The sequence below is a fragment of the Corallococcus sp. AB018 genome (assembly GCF_003986945.1).
GTDB classification, from domain to species: domain Bacteria; phylum Myxococcota; class Myxococcia; order Myxococcales; family Myxococcaceae; genus Corallococcus; species Corallococcus exiguus.
This window is the reverse complement of the sequence record NZ_RAWR01000144.1, coordinates 1-21,512: the sequence shown is the minus strand read 5'-3', so window position 1 is coordinate 21,512 and position 21,512 is coordinate 1. Positions and strand designations below refer to the sequence as shown.

General features: G+C 70.3%; 17 protein-coding genes. 9 read left to right on the top strand and 8 right to left on the bottom strand.

Features of this window, described 5'->3' with window-relative positions:
* The first annotated feature begins 187 nt into the window (after positions 1-187).
* The 4 genes from D7Y11_RS27245 to D7Y11_RS27230 all read left to right on the top strand — a co-directional run bounded on the left by D7Y11_RS27245 (position 188) and on the right by D7Y11_RS27230 (position 3,521).
* Positions 188-778, top strand: coding sequence for a prepilin-type N-terminal cleavage/methylation domain-containing protein (locus tag D7Y11_RS27245; RefSeq protein WP_120580503.1), 591 nt, complete (start codon positions 188-190; stop codon positions 776-778).
* 91 nt (positions 779-869) lie between these two features.
* The gene (locus tag D7Y11_RS27240; protein WP_120580504.1) at positions 870-1,796 is read left to right on the top strand and encodes a pilus assembly protein PilG; all 927 of its coding nucleotides are present in this window, start codon (positions 870-872) and stop codon (positions 1,794-1,796) included.
* Positions 1,777-2,757, top strand: a complete 981-nt coding sequence (locus tag D7Y11_RS27235; RefSeq protein WP_126935159.1) for an ABC transporter ATP-binding protein — start codon at positions 1,777-1,779, stop codon at positions 2,755-2,757. The genes D7Y11_RS27240 and D7Y11_RS27235 overlap by 20 nt, the downstream gene beginning before the upstream one ends.
* Positions 2,754-3,521, top strand: a complete 768-nt coding sequence (locus D7Y11_RS27230) for an ABC transporter permease (protein WP_126935158.1) — start codon at positions 2,754-2,756, stop codon at positions 3,519-3,521. Before D7Y11_RS27235 ends, D7Y11_RS27230 begins: the two co-directional genes overlap by 4 nt.
* 3 nt (positions 3,522-3,524) lie before the next feature.
* On the opposite strand, the gene D7Y11_RS27225 is transcribed toward D7Y11_RS27230, so the two are convergent.
* Positions 3,525-5,285 carry a tetratricopeptide repeat protein gene (locus tag D7Y11_RS27225; RefSeq protein WP_126935157.1) on the bottom strand — a complete coding sequence of 587 codons (1,761 nt, stop codon included), beginning with the start codon at positions 5,283-5,285 and terminating at the stop codon, positions 3,525-3,527.
* 190 nt (positions 5,286-5,475) lie between these two features.
* On the opposite strand from D7Y11_RS27225, the gene D7Y11_RS27220 reads away from it, so the two are divergent.
* Both D7Y11_RS27220 and D7Y11_RS27215 read left to right on the top strand, forming a co-directional pair.
* On the top strand, positions 5,476-7,281 hold the full coding sequence (locus D7Y11_RS27220) for a tetratricopeptide repeat protein (RefSeq protein WP_126935156.1): 1,806 nt from the start codon (positions 5,476-5,478) through the stop codon (positions 7,279-7,281).
* A 202-nt stretch (positions 7,282-7,483) separates the two neighbouring features.
* Positions 7,484-9,010: a hypothetical protein gene (locus tag D7Y11_RS27215; RefSeq protein WP_121754610.1), complete on the top strand. Its 1,527-nt coding sequence runs from the start codon at positions 7,484-7,486 to the stop codon at positions 9,008-9,010.
* Between the two features lie 21 nt (positions 9,011-9,031).
* Here D7Y11_RS27215 and D7Y11_RS27210 read toward each other — a convergent pair whose 3' ends face one another.
* From D7Y11_RS27210 to D7Y11_RS27180, 7 genes are all read right to left on the bottom strand, one after another.
* Positions 9,032-10,612, bottom strand: a complete 1,581-nt coding sequence (locus D7Y11_RS27210; RefSeq protein WP_126935155.1) for a hypothetical protein — start codon at positions 10,610-10,612, stop codon at positions 9,032-9,034.
* 16 nt (positions 10,613-10,628) lie between these two features.
* The gene (locus tag D7Y11_RS27205; RefSeq protein WP_126935164.1) at positions 10,629-12,023 is read right to left on the bottom strand and encodes a sigma-54 dependent transcriptional regulator; all 1,395 of its coding nucleotides are present in this window, start codon (positions 12,021-12,023) and stop codon (positions 10,629-10,631) included.
* Between the two features lie 44 nt (positions 12,024-12,067).
* Positions 12,068-13,645 (bottom strand): nitrogen regulation protein NR(II), encoded by a 1,578-nt coding sequence (locus D7Y11_RS27200; RefSeq protein ID WP_169822029.1) that lies wholly within the window; start codon positions 13,643-13,645, stop codon positions 12,068-12,070.
* 19 nt (positions 13,646-13,664) lie between these two features.
* A complete protein-coding gene (locus D7Y11_RS27195; protein ID WP_120580215.1) occupies positions 13,665-14,921 on the bottom strand; it encodes a type II secretion system F family protein in 1,257 nt (418 codons plus the stop codon).
* A 55-nt stretch (positions 14,922-14,976) separates the two neighbouring features.
* The gene (locus tag D7Y11_RS27190; RefSeq protein ID WP_120580214.1) at positions 14,977-16,089 is read right to left on the bottom strand and encodes a type IV pilus twitching motility protein PilT; all 1,113 of its coding nucleotides are present in this window, start codon (positions 16,087-16,089) and stop codon (positions 14,977-14,979) included.
* A gap of 48 nt (positions 16,090-16,137) precedes the next feature.
* Positions 16,138-17,838 (bottom strand): type IV-A pilus assembly ATPase PilB, encoded by a 1,701-nt coding sequence (gene pilB / locus D7Y11_RS27185; protein WP_120580213.1) that lies wholly within the window; start codon positions 17,836-17,838, stop codon positions 16,138-16,140.
* Positions 17,839-18,046: 208 nt separating this feature from the next.
* Entirely contained in the window at positions 18,047-18,973 is a 927-nt protein-coding gene (locus D7Y11_RS27180) for a bifunctional riboflavin kinase/FAD synthetase (RefSeq protein WP_120580212.1), read from the bottom strand.
* Between the two features lie 80 nt (positions 18,974-19,053).
* Between D7Y11_RS27180 and D7Y11_RS27175 the strand changes: the two genes are divergently transcribed.
* The 3 genes from D7Y11_RS27175 (at position 19,054) to D7Y11_RS27165 (ending at position 21,356) form a co-directional block, all read left to right on the top strand.
* Complete coding sequence (locus D7Y11_RS27175; RefSeq protein ID WP_120580211.1) at positions 19,054-19,674, top strand: tRNA (guanosine(46)-N(7))-methyltransferase TrmB; 621 nt, start codon at positions 19,054-19,056, stop codon at positions 19,672-19,674.
* Between the two features lie 210 nt (positions 19,675-19,884).
* Positions 19,885-20,892, top strand: coding sequence for a diguanylate cyclase (locus D7Y11_RS27170; RefSeq protein ID WP_233597376.1), 1,008 nt, complete (start codon positions 19,885-19,887; stop codon positions 20,890-20,892).
* 50 nt (positions 20,893-20,942) lie between these two features.
* Entirely contained in the window at positions 20,943-21,356 is a 414-nt protein-coding gene (locus D7Y11_RS27165; RefSeq protein WP_121754608.1) for a hypothetical protein, read from the top strand.
* Positions 21,357-21,512 lie beyond the last annotated feature (156 nt).

Below are 21,512 nucleotides of genomic sequence, written 5' to 3'. Positions count from 1 at the left end.
GCGATGGAGGACGAAAACCGTCAGCGTCAGTGACAAAAATTGGCAGGCCTACGGGTGATCCATCCCCTGCCCAGCCCGCCTGCCCTGGGAATCCCGGGGGTTGGGCGGATTGTTCGGCGTGGCACTCTTCGTGCTAAGAGTTCCCGCGTCGTTCAACCCCCCTCTGCCCACTGCGGAGTCCCCAATCATGATGAACCGTCTCTTCCGGAAGAAGGGTGGCTTCACCCTCATCGAGCTGATGATCGTGGTCGCCATCATCGGCATCCTGGCCGCCATCGCCATCCCGAACTTCATGCGCTTCCAGGCGAAGTCGAAGCAGTCGGAGGCGAAGACCAACCTGAAGGCCCTGTACACCTCCCAGAAGGCGTACTTCGGCGAGAAGGACACGTACATCATCGACTTCAAGAAGCTGGGTTTCACGCCTGAGGCCGGCAACCGCTACAGCTACGGCCTGGCCGACTGCTCTGAGCCGGCGGCGGTTGCTGACCGCCTGTACACCACCGGCTGCATCGGCCAGGACATCGCCCGCTTCAAGAACAAGCCGTCCTCGGGCACCCAGGCGCTCACCGCCGGCGTGATTCCCGGTGTCGCGAGCTGCCCCTCCTGCGATTTCAACGCGACGGCCTTCGGTAACGTCGACAACGACGACAACGCCGACACGTGGGGCATCACCTCCGCGGCGACCACCGTCGCCCTGGCGGACGTCTGCGGCAACGACCAGGACGCCGTCTCCGGTGGCGAGCCCGGCAACGCGTACAACGACGTCAGCTGCCCGTGATGTCACTGGCTTCCGTCTGAACGAGGAGGCATGATCAGCACGCGGGGTCTCCGGGATCACTCCGGGGACCCCGTGGCGTTTCGTGGAGCCCATGCGCAAGCTGCCTGCCCTGCTGTTGCCCGCCGCCCTGCTCTGCGTCGTGTTGCTGGCGGCCCCACCTACCCCGACGCTCCGGGTGAACGACCGGCCGCTCCTGCCGCGCCCCGGGCTGCTGCGCGCCGTCTTCAGGGGACAGCTGGGGCTGGTGACCGACTACTTCTGGATCCTCACCCTCAACCGCATCGGCAGATCCAGGACCCCTACGGACTACCGGGACGTCTACGCCTACGCGGACCTGGCGACGGACCTGGATCCCAAGTTCGCGACGGTCTACTGGTTCGCGGGGACGACCATCCCCATCCACCTGGGACGCGAGCAGTACGCCAATGTGGAGGAGTCCACGAAGCTGCTGCGCAAGGGGACCCGGAACGTGCCGGAGAACTCGCGTACGTGGTTCCAGCTTGCCTACAACCTGATGTTCTTCCACCGCGAGTACAAGGAAGCGGCGGACATCATCACGGAGCTGTCGCGCCGGAGGGATGCGCCGGCCTGGTACTCGGCGCTGGCCACGCGGCTGTATGCCCAGGCCGGCGATTTCGACACAGGCCTGTCCCTGGCGGTGATGATGCGCGACGGCGCCGAGGACGAAGAGACGCGCCAGACCTACGACCGCCGCGTCCGGGAAATCCTCCAGGAGCGCGTGCTCCAGCAGTTGGACGCGGAGGTGGAGCGCTACCGCACCCGGCACGGCCGCGCTCCCGCCACCTTGGAAGCACTGGTGGAGGATGGAGGGATGACCCGGCTGCCAGCGGATCCGTTGGGTGGCCGCTTCTTCATTGGCGATGGCGGCCGGGTGTACTCCTCGGCCTCGGAGTTCCGCCTGCAAGTCATCTACGATGAGCGCACCGCCGACGGAAAGCGGATCCGCCCCAACGCCCACCCGGAGGGCACGAGTTCCAATGCAGACACCACACCCTGAAGCCCTTCCCATCCAGGCCCAGGGGCTGTCCAAGACGTACAAGGTCGGCTTCTGGCTCAACCGCACCGTGCGGGCGCTCCAGGGCCTGGATCTCCAGGTGGGCCCCGGACAGATCTACGGCCTGCTCGGTCCCAACGGTGCAGGTAAGTCCACCACCATCAAGATCCTGATGAACCTGGTGCGGCCCAGTGGCGGCACCGCGCTCTTGTACGGGCAGCCGGTGGACCACGCGGCCACCCGGCGGCTGGTGGGCTTCCTGCCGGAGAACCCGGCGCCCTACGAGTACCTCACCGGGCGGGAGTTCGTGACGCTGGCGGGACAGTTGTCCGGCTTGAGCGGCCAGGACCTGGACCGGCGGGTGACGGAGGTGATGGGCGCGGTGGAGATGGCGGGCGCGGAGAAGCTGCAGATCCGCCGCTACTCCAAGGGCATGGTGCAGCGCGTGGCGCTGGCGCAGGCGCTGGTGGGACGGCCGAAGCTGCTCATCCTGGACGAGCCGACGAGCGGCCTGGATCCGCTGGGCCGCCGGCAGATGCGCGACCTCATCCTCGCCGAGCGGGACCACGGCACGACGGTGCTGTTCTGCAGCCACATCATCCCGGACGTGGAGGCCCTGTGTGACCGCCTGGCGGTGCTGGTGGGCGGGCGGCGCGTGCGCGAAGGCAGCGTGCAGGAGCTGGTGTCCGCGCAGGTGCCCACCGTGGAGATGGTGGTGGAGAACCTGCCCCTGGAGAAGGTGAAGGAGCTGGGCGTGACGCTGGAGTCCGCGCAAGCCCTGGACGGGCGCGTGCTCCTGCAGGTGTCGGACGCGGACAGCCAGCGGCTCCTGGGCGGGGTGCTGGGCGCGGGCGGTCGGGTGAACCGCATCCAGCCGGCGCGGTTCTCGCTGGAGCAGCTGTTCATGGACGCATTGAAGAACTCGGGCCGCACGACGAGCGTGGGCGGGGAGATCAACACGTGAGCGCGTTCAGCGCGATGATGTGGAACGGTTTTCGCGAGGCGCGCCGCAACCGCGTGACGGTGGTGGTGGGCGTGTTCGCGGTCATCGTCCTGTTGTCCTCCACGCTGGTGACGGAGGTGACGGTCAGCACCTTCGACCGCGTGCTGACCGACTTCGGCCTGGGGATGATGAGCCTCATCCTGGCCTTCCTCGCCATCTTCCTGTCGTGCGGCCTGCTGAGCCGGGAGATCGAGCGGCGCACCATCTTCCTCATGGTGAGCAAGCCGGTGTCGCGCACGCAGTTCCTCCTGGCGCGCCTGGCGGGCACCATGCTGACGCTGGGCGTGGTGCTGGTGGCGATGACGCTCATCTTCCTGAGCCAGCTGCTGCTGTTCCGCACGCCCATCCACTCCACGCACCTGGTGGCGGCCGGGGCGATGTGGTTCGAGCTGCTCGTGCTCAGCAGCGCGGGCATCCTCTTCTCCAGCTTCTGCGGCCCCGCGGTGTCCTCCATCTGCACGACGGGCCTGTACTTCGCCGGGCACCTGGCGGGGGACCTGTATGAAATCTCCAGCTACTCGGAGAGCCAGCTGGTCCGCTGGATGGGCCGCATCATCTTCTACATGCTGCCCAACCTGGAGCGGATGAACTTCAAGCCCCAGGCCACGTACGCGCTGCCCGTCGACGCGACCACCCTGCTGTCCGCGTTGGGCTACGGGACGGCGTGGGCCGCGGTCTTCACCGCGCTGGCCATGTTCATCTTCGAGCGGCGCGACTTCCGCTGAAGCTCACGGCCCGGGCTGCGCGGTGGACGGCGCGGACCGGGCCGCCGCCAGCGCCCGGCGCGCGGCCTCCAGGTCCGGCTTGAGGCGGAGCGCCTCCGTGAGGGCGGCCTCGGCCTCGCGGGGCCGGCCCAGCTGCAACAGCGTGCGGCCCAGCTCCAGGTGCGAGTCCGCGCGGGCGGGCTCCAGTTGGAGGGCCTCCCGGAAGCGCGCCACCGCCGCGTCCAACTGCCCTGCCCTGCGCAGCGTCAGGCCCAGGTTGTGGCGCGGGGTGGCGCTCCGGGGCTTGAGCCGGATGGCCGCCTCCAGCTGTCGCACGGCGTCCTGGAAGCGCCCGGTCATCGCGTAGGCGACGGCCAGGTCGCTGCGCACGCGGTAGTTCCCGGGCAGCGCCGCCGCGGCGGTCTCCAGGTGGGGCACCGCTTCCGGTGCGCGCCGCACGTTCAGGTAGGCCGCGCCCAGCCACGCATGGGCTGACGGACGCTCGGGGACCTGCTCCACGGTTGTCTCCCACAGGGACACCTCGTCGTGCCACACGGGGATGCGCAAGAGCGTCAGCAGGGCGAAGGATGCCAGCACCCCACCAGAAGCGAGCGTCAGCGCGCGGGCGCTCGCGGGCCAGCGCTCGAGCAGGGCCCGCAGCCCCACCGCCACGAGCAGCACGAACCCCACCGAGGGCAGGTAGAGGTAGCGCTCCGCGTAGGCCTCCACGCCGCGCGACTGGAGGGCCAGGACGGGCAGCAGGGGCACGGCCAGCCAGAACAGCCCCGTCACGACCGCGCCCTGGCGCCTTCGCACCGCCCAGCCCAGCAGCAGCAGGAAGCCCATCACGCACAATCCCCCCAGAAGCACCGCGGGCTCCCACGGGGAGCGCACCCCTGACGCGGGAGGCGCCGCCACCAGCGGGTGCGGCCAGAGGAGCTTGCCTCCGAACCGCGTCACCAGCGACAGCGCGTCCGCCAGGCTCGCGCCTCCATTCGACAGCCGCCGCGGATCCGCGGGCGCGGCCAGCCCCAGCGCACTCAGCCGGAGGGCGGCGTACACCGCCAGCGCCACGGCCAGGGGGCCATGACGCCGCAGCCGCTCCCGGAACCCCACCGGTGCCGTGCCCGTGCCCCACTCGAGGACAACGAGCAGCACCGGCAGCACGATGGCCGTCTCCTTGAGGAGCAGCCCCCCAAGCCACGCCAGCGCGGCCAGCCACGCGCGCGGGGACGACACGGGGCCCGGCACGAGCAACCGCGCTGTGATCAGCAGCGCGAGGCAGGCGCTCAGGTCCATCCAGCCGCTCACCCACACCACCGCCTCCGTGTGGACCGGATGCAGGGCGAAGAGGAGCGCTCCCGCGAGGGCCGCCCACCCGGACACGTCCTCCCCGCCCTCGCCGCGCAGGCAGGTCCGCAGCAGCCTCCACACCAGGACGGACGCGCCCGCGTGCGCCAGGATGAGCAGCAGGTGGTAGCCCCAGGGGGCGGTCCCGAAGACGGCCCGCAGCAGCCAGAACGTCACGTGCGCGAGCGGCCGGTAGTAGCCCGAGCCCAGCCCCGAGTCCGCGCCGTCGTCGACGAAGCCGAAGAGGGAGTGGCTGAACGCGGCGCGAAGCCCGTCCACGGAGCGCAGCCAGGGGTTCTCCAGGAGCAGGGGAACGTCGTCGTAGACGAAGCCATTCGCGAGCGCCGGAACGTGGACGAGCAGCGCCGCGAGGACCACCCAGAGGGCCTGGAGGGAGGCGCGCGGAGGCGGACCGTGGAAGGGAGTGGAGGCCATGGGTCGAGAGGGGGTGGACCCTACCACCGACCCACTCCGCTCCCGCCCCTGGCCAGGGGGCCGGTGGGCCATCCTCCGGGCACCCGCGCCCCACGCCTGCTGGCCTGCCAGGTTCGTGTCCCCTCGGCGCTCCGGGGCATCGGGTATCGTGGCCCCAGCCTCCGTGGGAGCCTCCTTCTTGATCCCTTCCGTGCCTTCCGCCCCTCCCCTCTCCCACGCCGCCGGGCCTTCGCGCGAAGGACTCCAGGCCGTGGCCGTGGTGCTCGCGGCGCTCGCCGTGTACGCGCCGGCACTGACGGGCGGACTGGTCTACGACGACTACGTGCTCGTGGAGGCCAACCCGTGGATCCGCTCGGCGGCGGCGCTGGGGGACATCTTCACCCAGCAACTCTTCGGCTTCGTTCCCAGCGCCTCCGCGAGCGCCGCGTTCTACCGGCCGATGACCCACGTGCTGCTCCTGGCCGTGCACGGCGTGGCGGGCACCGCGCCCTGGGGCTACCACCTGATGTCCCTGCTGCTGCACACGGTCGCGTCGCTGCTCGTCTGGGTCCTGGCCCGGCGCGTGCTGGACGGACAGCGGCCGGGGGCTGGCCTGGTCGCGGGGCTGCTCTTCGCCGTCCACCCGGTGCACGTGGAAGCGGTGGCGTGGGTGAGCGCGGTCATGGACGTGGCCGCCACGACCGCGGGCCTGGGCATGCTGGCGTGCGTGGCCATCCGGCCGCTGCGGCCCGTGCGCGCGGTGGCGGGGGCGGGATTGTGGCTGGTGGCGCTCCTCTTCAAGGAGGTCTCCGCCGTGCTGCCCGGCATGCTGCTCGCCTGGGAGCTGGTGGACCGCGCGCCGCCTTCCGCTGAACACAAGCGCGAGTGGGCCTGGCGTTACGGGCCGCTGGTGCTCGCCGGCACCGTCTATCTGGCGCTGCGGCTGCACGCCGTGGGCGGCGCCATGGTGAATTCGGGGTGGGCTTCAGTGCCTCCCGGTCTCGCGCTGTTCAATGCGCTGCCGCTGCTCGCGGAACACGCGCGGCTGCTCGTCCTGCCCTCGGGCCTGAGCGTGCTGCACCCCTTCGAGCTCGTCACCTCGCTCACGGCAGTCCGGGCGTGGGTGGGCCTGGGGGTCGCGCTGGGCGTGGCGGCGGGGCTGGTGCTCCTGCGGCGGCGGGTGCCCGGGGCCTGGCTGGGCCTGGCGTGGCTGATACTGCCGTTGCTGCCGGCGCTGCACCTTCGCGCGCTCGGGGAGAGCGCGGTCTCCGAGCGCTACGACTACCTGCCGTCGGTGGGGTTCTGTCTGGGCGTCGCCGCGGCATGGGGCGCCTGGAGCGCCCGGGCGCGCCGCGAGGCCGCATCCTCGGGAGCCCTGGTGCCCGCGGTCGTCGCGGGCGCGGTGCTGCTGGCCGCCACCGCGCGCGCCGCGACGCAGGTGGGCGTCTGGCAGGACGAGGTGAGCCTGTGGGCGAATGCCGTGGAGGTGAGCCCGGACGCGCCCTCGCCGCACTACCAGTTGGGGAGTGCCCTCCTGCGCGAGGAACGCGTGGACGAAGCCCTGCCCGCGCTGGAGCACGCGGTGAGGCTGCGGCCCCATGACGCCCTCGCCGTGGACGCCCTGGCCCGGGGCCTGCTCAAGGCGGGGCAGCCCGCCCGGGCCCGGGAGCTGTTGGAGGCCGCGCTCGTCGGGATGCCGGAACAATCCGGCCTCCATTACCGGCTGGGCGAGGCCCTGCGGGCCCTGGGCGAGGATGAAGCCGCGGCGCGCGCCTTGCGGCAGGCGGCGACCCTCGCGCCCGGAAGCGCCGACGCGTGGCGGGCCCTGGGCGAGACGCTGCTCCGCCTGGGCCGCGCGAAGGAGGCGCTGGACCCGCTGGAGAAGGCGCGGGCCCTGTCCCCGGACACCCCGGGCGTGCTCCAGGCACTGGCCCGGGCCCACCATGCGCTCGGAGATGAAGCCCGGGCCGTCGAGCACGAGGCCGCGGCGGCCCGCGCGGGCGCGTCCAAGCCTTGATGCCCGGCCCCTCTTCCGCGGCCGGTCCGGACCTGGCGGCGCACCGGAGCGAGGGGGCATGGACGCACGGGCCCTTCCGGGCGGCGGGTGGCCAGCCGCCCGGACGTGAGTCCCCGGCAACGCCCTGCCGGCGGCGGAGCGCTCGGGTATGGTGGCCCGGCGACGGGAGCCCGCCCGTCCTGTCGCGGACGACGCCACCCACATGAGCGACACGCCTTCTTCCTCTTCCCTCCGCACGCGACTGCTCCTGCTGCTGCTCAGCGTGTGCGGCGTCGCCCTGCCGAGTCTGGCCGTGACCATCCCGCCGCTCTGCGACCTGCCCCAGCACCTGGGCCAGGTCCGGTTGCTGCTGGAAGCCCTTCACGACCCGAGTGGGGCGTACCGCATCCAGCCACTGACGCCCTACTGGGGTTCGAACGTGGTGCTGCTGCCGCTGTGGCTGACGCTGCCAGCGCGGTGGTTGGGCAGCGCGTCGGTGCTGGCGCTGGGGGCGCTCTTCGCCGCGGCGGTGCACTGGCTGGCCTGGCGCCGGAACCACTCGCCCGAGGCCGCCGTGCTCGGCTCCCTCTTCTTCTTCAGCCAGGTGCTGTACTGGGGGTTCACCCCGCTGCTCGCCGGCTGGCCCGTCTACGTGGTGTGGCTGCACTTCATCCAGTCCCCCCGGGCGACCACACCGCGAGGGGTGTTGCCGTTCCTGCTGGGAGCGGCGCTGCTCTACTGGTTCCACGCCCTCTGGTTCGCGATGGGCATGTTCACCCTGGCGTTGAACTGGGCCCGGACCCGGCCGGGATGGAAGACCGTCCTGCTCCAGGGTTCGGCCGTGACGCCCGTGGGGCTGTTCGCACTGTGGTGGTTCTCCCAGCTCTCGAAGCGGGGCTTCAACTCTCCCATCTTCTACGAGCGCGACTTCTGGGTGCGCATCTCCCCCGTGCGCTTCGTCAGCGCGGCCTTTGGAGGAATGCGCGACTCCGTGGAAGGGCCCGTCTTCATCCTCATCGTCCTGTGGATGGGATTGGGGCTGTGGCAGCACCGCAAGGAGCTGCGCCGCCTGGTGGATTGGGCGCTCGTGGTTCCGGGCCTGTTCATGCTGGCCCTCTCCCTGGTGCTGCCCGACCTGGCCCAGAACACCATCCTCATGGCCGAGCGCTGGGTGCCCTTCGCCATGGCCCTGCTGGTGCTCGCGGTCCCCGCGCCCCGGCTTCCCGTGAAGGCGCTGCGCGCGTGGTCCGCGGCGGCCATGCTGCTGTTGACGGGCTTCACCACGCTGGTCTGGCGCGCCTTCGAGGAGCAGGACCTGTCCGGGCTGGAGGCCGCCGTGGACGCCGTGCCGGAGGGCGCCCGCGTCCTCGGGCTCGACTACCTGCAGGGAAGCCGGATCATCGAGGGACGCCCGTTCCTGCAGACCTTCGCCTGGACGTACGTGTGGCGCGGGGCGAGCAACAACTTCTCCTTCTCCTGGTTCGCGCCCAGCCCGGTGGTCCTCCGTCGCCTGCGAGCTCCGCCCTGGACCCAGGGCCTGGAGTGGAACGCGCGCGCCGTCCGGCCGGAGCGGGACTTCCGCTCCTTCGAATACGCCCTGGTGGGCCTGCCCGACGGTGAGCACGACGGCCTGCCCCAGCACCTCCCGCTGGAGCCCGTCACGCACGAGGGCCGGTGGCGGCTGTACCGGACCGCCCTTCCCGCCCAAGCGCCCGCTCCCGCGCAGGTCGCCCCCACGCCGAAACCGTGACGCCCGGCGGCCTTGTCCCGACTAGGGGCCGCCTTCCACGAGCGGCGCCGACGATGCGCACCTGAAGCGGAAGGTCCGTCCCCGGATTTCGTAGAGGCCCGTCCCTTCCGCGCAGGAGAACAGGGCGTGACGCTGCATGGCCGCGAAGCGCGTCACCGTGTAGGGCGTGGAGGGCTGGAACACGCGCGGCGGGGGCCAGGGACGGCTGGCGTCGGAGCGGAGCCCCGACCACAGGGGCACGACCTCCAGGTACGTGGGCGGGTGCGCATCCAGGTAGCCCTGCGCATCCGGGCCCAGCATGCCGGGCGTGTTGAGTCCCAGCGTGTCCACCACGAAGGCCTGGCCGAAGTAGCGCACCGCTCCGGCATCCGTCACCCAGACCACGGCCTCGGGCGGAGCGCTCGCCAGGGCGCGGCCCAGCGCCACCTGCGTATCGTCGATGTTGTGGGCGTCGTTGGTCAGCCGCTCCAGGCGGGGCGGCAGCCCCAGGGCACAGGCCAGCGCCGGAAGCAGGGCCAGGGCCGCCACCGCCGGGCGCCCCAGGGACGGAACGCGCGTCTGGAGCCACCCTCCTCCCAGCACCAGGAAGGGCGCGATGAGCAGGGGCAGCGCGGGCAGCGCGTAGCGCTGGTGGTAGAAGACGGAAGGGTCGATGGGCGGGATGAGCTTGAAGGACACCGCGCAGAAGAGGAGCCCGGATACGGCGGCGGCGGCGGCCAGCCGCGAAGGTGCTGAAACCTCCGCGCGCATGAGCTCCACGATGGCGAGCACCGCCAGCACGACCAGCACCGGCAACACGGTGAAGGTGAGCCCCGGAAGCAGCTCCCCGAAGCCCAACGCCTGCGCCATCCAGAGGCTCGGGCCGCCCGAGCCCACCTTCGCGTAGAACGTGGCGGTCAGCGGCCGGCCCGACGCCGCGAGGTTCCACAAGGACAGCAAGCCGAAGGACGCGAACGTCCCCGCCGCCGCGGCGACGAGGTACGGCACGGGGGCCTGCCAGGAACGGCGGTCGCGCACGAGCAGCAGCACCGGCAGCGTGAACGCGAGCACGGGCAGCTCCGGGCGGCAGAGCGGCGCGGCCACGCTGACGAGCCCGAACGCAAGCGGCGAGCGCGCCCCCAGGCAGAGCACCAGCCCCCACGCGGCCAGGGTGGCCAGGGGGACCTCCATCCCGCTGACGCTGGCCGCCACCAGGTCCGGATGCACCAGGACCGCCAGCGCGCCGCCCAGCGCCCAGGCCACGCTGGCCCGGCGCAGCGCGAGGAACGCGGCCACGCAGGAGAGCAGGTGGAGGACGAAGCCGGTGAGCTTCACCAGCAGCACGCGCGTCGCCACGTCAGCGGACAGCAGGTGCGCGGGCGCGAGCACCACGGCCCACAAGGGGGAGGTCTCTCCGGTGGCCGGGACGCCCGGGTTGTAGCTGAGCCCCGCGCCGCTCGCGAAGGCGCGGGCGTACACGGCGTGGATCCACGCGTCGTCCACGGGGAAGCCGCGGACCGTCAGGTACTCCGGCGAGAACCAGGCCCAGAGTCCCAGCAGGGCCAGCCCCGTCCCGACGAGCGCGCCCACCGCGCCCCACGGGCGGCCAGCGCCAGCAGGCACCGTCCCGGGGCCCTCCTCAACCGACACGGGACCCGCCCGGCTCGTCCAGCTCATCCGTGAGGCCGTGCTTCGCCAACCGGTAGCGGAAGGAGCGGAAGGACAGGCCCAGCAGCTCCGCGGCGCGCGTCTTCACGCCCTGGGACTGCTTGAGCGCGGCCAGCAGGTGCCGCCGCTCGCTTTCGTCCAGGTGGCGCTCCAGGTTGAAGCCCGAGCCCAGCGAAGGCTCGCCGCTGTCGCCCGGGCGGCTCAGGGGCTCCGACTCACCGCGCACCGCGGGCGGCAGCGTCCCCGGCCCCAGCAGCTCCGAGTCCGACAGCGTGGCCGCGCGCTCCACCATGTTCTGCAGCTGGCGCACGTTGCCCGGGAACGCATAGCGCTCCATCAACGCGAGCGTCTCCGGCGCGAAGCGCAGGGCCGGCCGGCCCAGCTCCTCCGCCAGCCGCGCCAGGAAGTGCGTGGCGAGCGGCGGGATGTCCTCCGGCCGCTCGCGCAGCGGGGGCAACTCCAGCGTGATGACGTTGAGCCGGTAGAAGAGGTCCTCGCGGAAGCGGCCCGCCTTCACCTCCGCCTCCAGCCGGCGGTTGGTGGCCGCGATGACGCGCGCCTGGAAGGGAATCTCCGCAGCGCTGCCCACCGGCTTCACCTTGCGCTCCTGCAGCACGCGCAACAGCTTCACCTGCGTGGCGAGCGGCATCTCGCCCACCTCGTCCAGCATCACCGTGCCCTCGGCCGCGGACACCAGCAGGCCCGGCCGCTCATGCGTGGCGCCCGTGAAGGACCCCTTCATGTGGCCGAACAGCTCGCTCTCCAGCACGCCTTCATTGAGGGCGCCGCAGTTGAAAGGGAGGAAGGGCTGGGCGGCGCGCTGGCCGCGCAGGTGGATGGCGCGCGCCACCAGCTCCTTGCCGGTGCCACTCTCCCCCGTCACCAGCACCGTGCTGCGGCCCGGGGCCACCTTCTCCACCAGCTGCCACAGGGCGCGCATGCGGGGGCTCGTCCCCACCAGCAACCCGCCCAGGCCGGGCAGGAGCCGCGACTTGAGCGTGAGGTTCTCCTGGCGCAGCGCACGCTTCTCCAGCGCCTTGTGCACCAGCAGCCGCAGCTCCTCGTTGTCGAAGGGCTTGCAGATGTAGTCGTAGGCGCCCTCGCGCATGGCCTCCACCGCGGAGGACGGCGTGCCGAAGGCGGTGATGAGCACCACCTCCGGCGGCTCCTTGCGCGAGCGCGCCGTGCGCAGCACGTCCAGGCCGCTGCCCGAGCCCAGCTTCATGTCGGAGATGACCAGGTCCACCTGGTCCTTCTCCAGCATGGCGCGCGCGGTCTCCACGGAGGGCACGCTCGTCACGGCGTAGCCTTCCCGCACGAGGAGGATCTCCAGGTACTCGCGCATGGACAGCTCGTCGTCCACCACCAGCACGTGGCCGCGCGACCCACCGTCATGAGGGAGCGGCGCCGTCACAGGGGCAACCCCACGAGGAACTCGGTGCCTTCAGCGGGATTGGACGTCACGCGGATGGTGCCTCCGTGCGCGTGGATGATGGAGTGCGCGGTGGACAGGCCCAGCCCGGTGCCACCGTTGCGGGTCGTGAAGAACGGCTCGAACAGGTGTCCCATCATCTCCTCCGTGATGCTTCCCGCCGAGTCCCACACGCGAATCTGCGCTTCCTTGTCCGCGCGCGCCAGCGCCACCCGGACGGTTCCCTTTGGACCCGCCGCCTGGATGCCATTGCGCACCAGGTTGAGGAGCACCTGACGCAGCTGGTCCGGATCCACCGGCGCCGTCAGCGCGTCCACCAGGCGCACCTCCAGTTGCACTTCGCGTGAAAGCGGATCCGCGCGGAGCATGTCCACCGTCTCCGACAGCAGCGTGTCCAGGGCCACCGGCCGGCGCTGCGGCTCGGGCGGGCGCGCGAAGCGCAGGAAGTCCTCCACCAGCCGCGCCAGCCGGTCCGCCTCGCGCGTGAGGATGCCGGTGAGCTTCGTCACCACCACGTCACCGGACGGGTCCTGGGCCAGGAGCTGCGCGGAGCCGCGCATGGCGGCCAGCGGGTTGCGGATTTCATGCGCCAGCTGCGCGGACAGCGCACCCAGGCTGGCCAGCCGGTCCGTGCGCTTGAGGTCCTCCTCCATGCGCCGCAGCTCCGTGAGGTCCTGGAAGACGATGAGCAGCGAGCCCGCCTCGCCCTCCAGGGGCGACACGGACAACCCCAGCACCCGCTGGCCCCCGGGCGTCTTCACCCGCAGCTCACCCCGGGTGGCGCGCGGCGCCAGCACGGACACGCCCGGCAGGAGCTTCTCCAGCGGCTGGCCCACGCACGCGCTGTCCGTGACCTGGAGGATGCCGCAGGCCGCGGTGTTGAGGAAGGTGACGCGCCGCTCGGCGTCGCAGGTGACGAGCCCCGACGGCATGGAGGACAGGATGAGCTGCTGCAGCCGCCCCAGCCGGCGCAGGTCCGCCTCGCTCTGGGACAGCGCACCGCCCGTGGCGGACAGCTGGCGCGACAGGTAGCCGGACAGCACGGCGATGAGGCCCAGCGCCAGCACGTTGCTGCCCAGCACGAAGAGCACCCGCGAGGGCGCCATCGTCGGGGCGTCCGCCGGCAGGGTGAGCCGCATGACCAGCAGCAGCCCGGTGAAGGCCAGCGAGGACACGACCGCGGCCCACAGCGCGCCACGCCGATCCAACACCACCGCCGCGCCAATGACGGCCAGGCTGTAGAGGAACGTCAGCGGCGACTCCGCGCCGCCGCTCAGGAACACCAGGCCGGTGGCGATGATGACGTCGCCCACCACCTGCACCACGGCGTCCAGGCGCCCCGCGGTGCCCCGGCGCAAGCGCAGGCCCGTCACCACCGTGAGGACGTAGGCCGCCGCGATGACACCGAACGACAGCGAGTCCGCGCGGCTGGGCTCCTGCGCGGGCTGGGTCGCCAGCCGGACCACCGTCACGACGAGCGACAGGCTCGCCGCCACGGTGCGGAACAACACCAGCCACACCAGACGCGAGCGCAGCCCGGGGGCCACGCCGCGCATCAGCCTTCCACCGCCCGCGCTACTTGATGGCGCCGGCAAGCGAGAAGATGGGCAGGTACATGGCGATGAGGAAGCCGCCGACCACGCCGCCCAGGAACACCATGAGGAGCGGTTCGATCATCGAGGTGAGGGCGCTGACCGCCGTGTCCACCTCGTCGTCGTAGAAGTCGGCGATCTTGTTGAGCATGGTGTCCATGGCGCCCGTCGCCTCGCCGACGCCAATCATCTGCACCACCATGGAGGGGAACACCTTCGTCTCCAGCAGCGGGCCCGCGATGTTCTTGCCCTCGGCGATCTTCCCGCGCACGTAGTAGATGGCCTCTTCCACCGTGCGGTTACCGGCCGTCTTCGCCGTCACGTCCAGCGCGTCCAGGATGGGCACGCCCGAGGAGATCATCGTGCCCAGCGTGCGCGTGAAGCGCGCCACGGCCACCTTGCGGAGCACGTCGCCGAACAGGGGCATCTTGAGGAAGACCTTGTCCCAGAACTTGCGGCCCTTGGGCTGGCGGTAGCTCCAGGTGAAGGAGAACACCACCGCCGCGATGCCGACCACGGTGTGGATGAAGTACGCCTGGGCGAACTTCGACATGTCCACGACCACCTGCGTGGGCGCGGGCAGCTTGGAGTTGAAGTCCGCGAACATCTTCTCGAAGACGGGCGTCACCTTGAGCAGCAGCAGCGCCGTCACGCCAATGGCCACCAGGATGACCACTGACGGGTAGGTCATGGCGCTCTTGACCTTGGCCTTCAGCTTCTCGCTCTTCTCACGGTAGGCGGCGAGCCGGTTGAGGATGGTGTCGAGGATACCGCCCACCTCGCCCGCGGCGCACAGCTGCACGTAGAGTTCGTCGAAGATCTTGGGGTGCTCCTTCAGCGCGTCCGCGAAGGTGCTGCCCTGCTCCACCTTGCTCTTGATGGCGAACACCACCTTCTTGAAGGCGGGGTTGTCCATCTGGCTGGCGAGGATGTCCAAGCACTGCACCAGCGGCAGGCCGGCGTCGATCATCGTCGCGAACTGACGGGTGAAGATGAGGATGTCCTTGCCCGTCACCCCGCCCATGCCGGGCAGGGAGATGGCCCCGTCGAGGGCGCCCTTCTTGCGCACCTTCGTGGGGTTGAGGCCGAGCGACTTCAGGCGCGCGTTGACGGCCTCGATGTCCGGGGCCTCCATCTCGCCCTTCTTGTTCTCCCCGCTCTTGGTCTTCGCCTCCCAGAGGAACTGGGCACTGTTCTTCTTGGACGCTGTCGCCTTCTGTTGCACTGCGGGTGCTGCCATGACGGGACCTCCGGGGAGGGCGAGGAGTCTAACCTGTGATTTTCATGCCCCAAAACTAACGGGCACCCGCTCCCCCGGCCGGCCGCTGGGCTCCGCCCGTTCCACCACCCGAGGCGAGGATGTTGCGCAGCTCCTCCGGGTCGGAAGAACGGCCGAAGGCCTCGTCCTGGGAGATGACCCGGCGCGCCAGAAGGGCGGCCAGCGCCTGGTTGAACGTCTGCATGCCGTACTTCGCCTGGCCCACCTGCATGGACGAGTAGATCTGGTGGACCTTGTCCTCGCGGATGAGGTTCCGGATGGCGGGGTTGGGCACCATGACCTCCAGGGCCAGCACGCGGCCCGGCCCACCCACCTTGGAGACGAGCGCCTGGCTCATCACGCCCTCCAGCACGAAGGACATCTGGGCGCGCACCTGGGGCTGCTGGTACGGCGGGAAGACGTCCAGCACGCGGTTGATGGTCTGCACCGCGCTGTTGGTGTGCAGCGTCGCGTAGCAGATGTGGCCCGTCTCCGCGATGGTGAGCGCCGCCTCGATGGTCTCCAGGTCTCGGAGCTCACCGACCAGCACGATGTCCGGGTCCTGGCGGAGGATGTACTTGAGGGCCGTCTTGAAGTTGCGCGTGTCCGCACCGACCTCGCGCTGGTTCACCAGGCAGTTCTTGTGCGGGTGCAGGTACTCGATGGGGTCCTCGATGGTCATGATGTGCTCATGACGCTCGGTGTTGATCTTGTCGATCATCGAGGCCAGCGTGGTGGACTTGCCGGAGCCCGTGGGGCCCGTCACCAGGATGAGGCCGCGCGGCTTCTTCACCAGCTCCGCCACCACCGGCGGCAGGCCCAGCTCCTGGAACGTCAAAATCTTGAAGGGAATCGTGCGGAACGCACCGGCGACGGCGCCGCGCTGCATGAAGATGTTCGCGCGGAAGCGCGACAGGCCCTTCACGCCGAACGACAGGTCCAGCTCGTTCTCCTCCTCGAACTTGTGCTTCTGGGCGTCCGTGAGGATGGAGTAGCAGAGCTGCTTGGTCTCCACGGGCGTGAGCGGCGCCGTCTTGAGCGGGACGAGTTCACCGTCCACGCGGAGCTGCGGCGGCGAGCCGGTGGTGATGTGGAGGTCGGAAGAGCCCTTCTCGACCATCGCCTTGAGGAGCTGGTGCAGGTTGGCCACGGATGCGTGTCCTGTCGGAGGAAGAAGTGTGGAGAGGAGGTGGGGTGACTAGAAGCGGTCCGGCGCGGTGTTGCCCACGACCTCTTCGAGCGTCGTCATTCCGTCCATGAGCTTCTTGAGCGCGCTCATGCGCAGGCTGCTCATGCCCAGGCGGATGGCCTCCTGCTTGAGCTCCGCGGCGGAGGCGCCGTTGATGACCAGCTCCTTGAGGCCGTCCCAGAAGGGCATGACCTCGTAGATGGCCACGCGGCCGCGGTAGCCGCGGTCGTTGCACTCGCGGCAGCCGACCTTCTCGTACATGGTGAAGGTGCCCATCTTGTCCGGCGGGATGCCCGCGTCGATGAGGGCCTGCTCGTCCACCTTCTCCGCGGGGCGCTTGCACGCGGGGCACAGGCGGCGCGCCAGACGCTGGGCGAGGATGAGGTTGAGCGACGCCGTCACGAGGAACGGCTCGATGCCCATGTTGAGCAGACGGCTCACCGTGCCAGGGGCGTCGTTGGTGTGCAGCGTGGAGAGCACCAGGTGGCCCGTGAGCGCCGCCTTCACGCCGATTTCCGCCGTCTCGAAGTCGCGGATCTCACCGATCATGATGATGTCGGGGTCCTGGCGGAGGAAGGAGCGCAGACCGGCCGCGAAGTTCAGGCCGATGTCTTCATGCATCTGCACCTGGTTGATGCCGGCGAAGTTGAATTCGACCGGGTCCTCCGCGGTGCAGATGTTGGTGCCCACGTCGTTGAGGCTGGAGAGCGCGGAGTACAGCGTCGTCGTCTTGCCGGAACCCGTGGGGCCCGTCACCAGCACCATGCCGTAGGGACGGTCGATGGCCTCCTTGAACCAGGCCAGGGGCGTCGCGTCGAAGCCCAGCTTGGTCATGTCCAGCTGCAGGTTGCTCTTGTCGAGCAAGCGCATCACGACCTTCTCGCCGAAGAGCGTGGGGCACACGCTCACGCGGAAGTCCATCTCCTTGCCGCCGCCGATCTTGATCTTGATGCGGCCGTCCTGCGGCAGGCGCCGTTCGGAGATGTCCAGCGACGCCATGATCTTCAGACGGCTGGTGATGGCGTTGCGCAGCTTCATGGGCGGGCGCATCACCTCGTACATCACGCCGTCGATGCGGAAGCGGACCCGGAAGTCCTTCTCGTACGGTTCGATGTGGATGTCGGACGCGCGCTTCTTGATGGCGTCCATGAGGATGAGGTTCACCAGCTTGACCACGGGCGCGTCATCCGCGGCCTTGGCCATCTCATCCACGTTCTCCTGCTCCTCCTTGGCGACCTCGATGTCGTCGCCCACGTCGCCGACGATGTCCTCCAGCGAGGGGCCCTTCTCCGCGTAGTAGCGCTCAATCGATTCGCGGATGGAGATTTCGGACGCGACGACGGCTTCGATGTTGTAGCCGGTGAGGAACTTCAGGTCGTCCACCGCGAAGATGTTGGACGGGTCGCACATGGCCACGATGAGCGAGGGCCCTGCGCGGTTGACCGGGATCACCAGGTGCTTCTCGGCCACTTCCTTGGGCACGAGCTTGATGATGTCCGGATCAATGTCGAAGTCCTTCAGGTTGATCGCCGGCACGCCGTACTGCTTCGACAGGAAGTCGGTGAGCTTCGACTCCTCGATGGCGCCCGTCTTGATGAGCGCCGTGCCGATGCGCGCACCACTCTTCTGCTGCTCCTCCTGCGCCTTGCGGAGTTGCTGGACGGAGATGAGGTTCTCGCGCACCAGCAATTCACCGAGTCGACCGGACATTTCTGGGATGCCTCTTTGAGCGTGAGGAGGGAACAGCCAGAGCCCCGGCTGTCAGCGGGACCCGCGGGGGGAATGAGGCCATGCTACAGGGGCCTGAAGCCCTGGCACGGATCCTCCCGGATTAGAGGAAACCGATGCGCGGCCTGTCAAGGCGCCCTGGCGTGCTCCCTTGCTGTCCGGAGCCCTCTTTCAGAGGGCGCGACAGACCCTACCCGTCGCCGCGAGCCACCACGGTGCGGGCGGCCTCCACGTCGCGCTTGATTTGACCCACCAACTCTGCGGCGGAACCAAATCGTTGCTCGGGCCGCAGCCGCTCCAGGAACTGCACCCGCAGCTCCTTGCCGTAAAGGTCGCCGGTGAAGTCCAGGAGGTGCGCCTCGATGGTGACCTCCGTGCCGCCGAAGGTGGGCTTCACGCCGATGTTGGCCGCCCCCGGCCGCCAGGGCCCATCCGCTTCCGCCAGGAGGCGCACGCGGATGGCGTACACGCCGGGCGCGGGCCGCAGCTCGTTCTGCGTGTCCACGTTGGCGGTGGGAAAGCCGATGGTGCGCCCCCGGCCCGCGCCGGACACCACCGTGCCATCCAGGTCGAACGGGCGGCCGAGCAGGCGCCTGGCCGCGCCCACCCTGCCCTCCAGGATGTACTCGCGGATCCGCGACGAGGACGCGACGACGCCGTCCACGTTCACCGGCTGCACCACGTGCACCCGGGCGCCCCGCTTCGCCGCGGCGTCGCGCAGCGTGGTGACGGTGCCGGCGCGCTGGGCGCCGTAGGTGTAGTCACTGCCCACGACGACGTGGCCCACGCCCAGCGTGTCGAAGAGGGCGGCCTCGAAGTCCTGCGGCGTGGAGCGCGCGTAGTCGCGGGTGAAGGGCTGCACCACCCCGTGGGACAGGCCGCACGCGGCGAGCAGCTCCAGCTTGCGCGGCAGGAGCGTAATCAGCTTGGGCGCCAGGTCCGGCTGGAGCACCTTGCCCGGGTGGGGCTGGAAGGTGAGCGCGTTCGCGGGGCCGTGGCGAAGCGCTTCCGCGAAGAGGGCCTGGTGGCCCACGTGCACGCCGTCGAAGTTGCCCAGCGCGAGGGCCTGCCCCTGAAGCTGGCGGCCCGCCTCGGACACGGACTGGAAGACCTTCATGGCCCTTCCCTATACCACCCCGCGCGCTTTTGCCCTGGCCAACCCACGCGGCTCCATGGTTAGAGGCCCCCGTTCCCGCCATGCGCCCTGCCCTGCTCCCTGAACCGGTCGGCCTCAAGTTCGTCCCCCTGGAAGCGCCCCCGGACTGGGACGCGGAGTTCGGCTTCACGGGGCCGCTGGAGCTGGAGATCGGCTCCGGGGCGGGTGGGCACGCGCTGGAGTACTGCCGCCGCAACCCCGGCGTGCGCTTCGTGGCCTTCGAGTGGCGCAAGAAGTACGCGCGCGACACGCAGATGCGCGCGGAGAAGGCGGGCATGAAGAACCTGCGCGTCGTCGAATCCGACGCGCGCTTCGTGGTGCCGCGCATCTTCGCGCCCGGGTCGCTGGACGTCATCCACCTGCAGTTCCCCGACCCGTGGTGGAAGCGCTCGCACGCCAAGCGGGCCGTCGTGCAGCCGGATTTCGCGAAGGTGATGCTGGGGCTGCTCAAGCCCGGGGGCCGCTTCGACATGCGCACCGACGTGCAGGACCGCGGGGTGGCCATGCTGGGCATCCTGGAGGCGGCGGGCTTCCACAACCCGCTGGGCGCCGGGGTGTTCCACCCGTACGACCCGGAGGAGGTGCCCTCCACCCGTGAGCGGCGCTACCTGTCATCCGGGGAGCCCGTGTACCGCGCACGCCTGGTGAAATCCGCGCCGTAGCCTGCACCGGACCTGTCTGGCCCTGGACGCCCGGCGGCCTCGTGTCCGCGGGTGCCCGGAAGGGCCCTTGGCAGCGCCCTCCACCCGGAGGAGAATCCACCCACGGGGTTCCCGCCCCAGGGGACACTCGCGACGTCGGGCCACGACCGCATCCTGTTGGGGGGTGGGCGCCTCATGCCGGAAGCCGAAAGGAAACGGATGCCGGAGGGCGTGCGCAGGAGCGGACCCGCCAACGACTTCTCCGGGCGCACCGTGCTCATCGTGGACGATGATCCGGCGCAGATCCGCCACGTGCGCGAGGGCCTGGCCCCGCACGGCTACGTCTTCAAGGAAGCGCTGGACGGGACGCAGGCGCTGTCCGCCATCCGCGCGGGCCGGCCGGACCTCATCGTGATGGACGTGGAGATGCCGGGCCTGGGCGGCGTGGAGGTGTGCCGCATCGTCAAGGCGAACGCGGGCGAGGGCGGCTTCGGCTTCATCCCCGTCATCCTGATGACGGCCCGGCAGGCGGCGGGCAAGGTGGAGGGGCTGGAGCTGGGCGCGGACGACTACCTGGTGAAGCCCTTCGACATGCTGGAGCTGGGCGCGCGCGTGAAGTCCATGCTGCGGCTCAAGGCGTTGCAGGACGCGCTCCTGGAGAAGAACCGCGAACTGGAGTGGGCCAACCGCGAGCTGGACCGCCGCCGGCAGGAGCTGCTCGCGCTCAGCCGCACGGACGCGCTCACGGGCCTGTACAACCGGCGCTACTTCGAGGAGCGGCTGAGCGAGGAGTTCATGCGCTCGCGCCGGTACCGCTCTCCCCTGTCGCTGGTGATGCTGGACATCGACCACTTCAAGCGCATCAACGACACGTTCGGCCACCCCTTCGGGGACGAGGTGCTGCGCGCGGTGGCGCACACGGCGCGCGCGACGCTGCGGGAGGTGGACCTGCTGGCCCGCTACGGCGGCGAGGAGTTCATTGCCCTGTTGCCGGAGGCGGCCCCCCAGGACGCGCTGCGGGCGTGCGAGCGTGTGCGCGAGGCGATTGAGCGGCTGGAGCTGACGTGGAAGTCGCCGGACGGAGTGTCGCGGGAGGTGAAGCTGACCGCGTCGCTGGGCGTGGCGACGGTGCCCGCGGACGACCTGCCGGGCACGGAGGCCCTGCTGCGCGCGGCGGACACGAGCCTGTATTCCGCCAAGGGAACGGGGCGCAATCGCGTCCACCAGCACGCGGCGTGACACACCTCCCGCTTCCCCACGGCGGCGGTTTGACCTAAATCGGAGGCCCCATGCGCCCGCTCGCGATGACGACCTGGCTGCTGTTCGCCCTCCTGGCCCTGAGCGGTTGCAGCCGGCTGCAGCCGGATACCCCCGTGGGGGCCTACCAGACGTTCCACCGGCACGTGCAGCGCGGAGAGCTGCCCAAGGCGTACGCAGGGCTGTCACAACAGACCCAGCAGGTCCTGAAGACGCGAGCGCAGCAGGTGAGCGACGCGTCCGGGGGCATGGTGAAGCCGGAGCCGCTCCCGCTGTTCTTCGCGAATGTCCCGGTGCCGGCGGATGTTCAGGAGGTTTCGCTGCTCCGGCAGGAGGGCGACGTGGCGACCTTGGTGGTGCGCTCGGCGGGAAGGTCGGGCGAGGTCCGGATGGTGAGGGAACCGTCCGGGTGGAAGGTGGACTTTTCAGCATCCCCCCAGCCGTGAGCCCGGGCATGCCCGGGCCCCGCGCATCAGGTAACGTACAACCGTGAACGACAGGAAGACACGGCGGGTGCTCCCCGCAGTCGAAGTCATCCGGAGACCGGGCTCGACGCCCGGTGGCCCGGTGACGCCGTCCTCGACTGCCCCCACCCCCTCCCC

Coding starts and splice junctions, on each gene's coding strand:
- D7Y11_RS27245 (WP_120580503.1), top strand. CDS start 188: ATGATGAACCGTCTCTTCCGGAAGAAGGGTGGCTTCACCCTCATCGAG.
- D7Y11_RS27240 (WP_120580504.1), top strand. CDS start 870: ATGCGCAAGCTGCCTGCCCTGCTGTTGCCCGCCGCCCTGCTCTGCGTC.
- D7Y11_RS27235 (WP_126935159.1), top strand. CDS start 1,777: ATGCAGACACCACACCCTGAAGCCCTTCCCATCCAGGCCCAGGGGCTG.
- D7Y11_RS27225 (WP_126935157.1), bottom strand. CDS start 5,285: ATGGCCTCCACTCCCTTCCACGGTCCGCCTCCGCGCGCCTCCCTCCAG.
- D7Y11_RS27215 (WP_121754610.1), top strand. CDS start 7,484: ATGAGCGACACGCCTTCTTCCTCTTCCCTCCGCACGCGACTGCTCCTG.
- D7Y11_RS27200 (WP_169822029.1), bottom strand. CDS start 13,645: ATGCGCGGCGTGGCCCCCGGGCTGCGCTCGCGTCTGGTGTGGCTGGTG.
- D7Y11_RS27195 (WP_120580215.1), bottom strand. CDS start 14,921: ATGGCAGCACCCGCAGTGCAACAGAAGGCGACAGCGTCCAAGAAGAAC.
- pilB (WP_120580213.1), bottom strand. CDS start 17,838: ATGTCCGGTCGACTCGGTGAATTGCTGGTGCGCGAGAACCTCATCTCC.
- D7Y11_RS27180 (WP_120580212.1), bottom strand. CDS start 18,973: ATGAAGGTCTTCCAGTCCGTGTCCGAGGCGGGCCGCCAGCTTCAGGGG.
- D7Y11_RS27175 (WP_120580211.1), top strand. CDS start 19,054: ATGCGCCCTGCCCTGCTCCCTGAACCGGTCGGCCTCAAGTTCGTCCCC.
- D7Y11_RS27165 (WP_121754608.1), top strand. CDS start 20,943: ATGCGCCCGCTCGCGATGACGACCTGGCTGCTGTTCGCCCTCCTGGCC.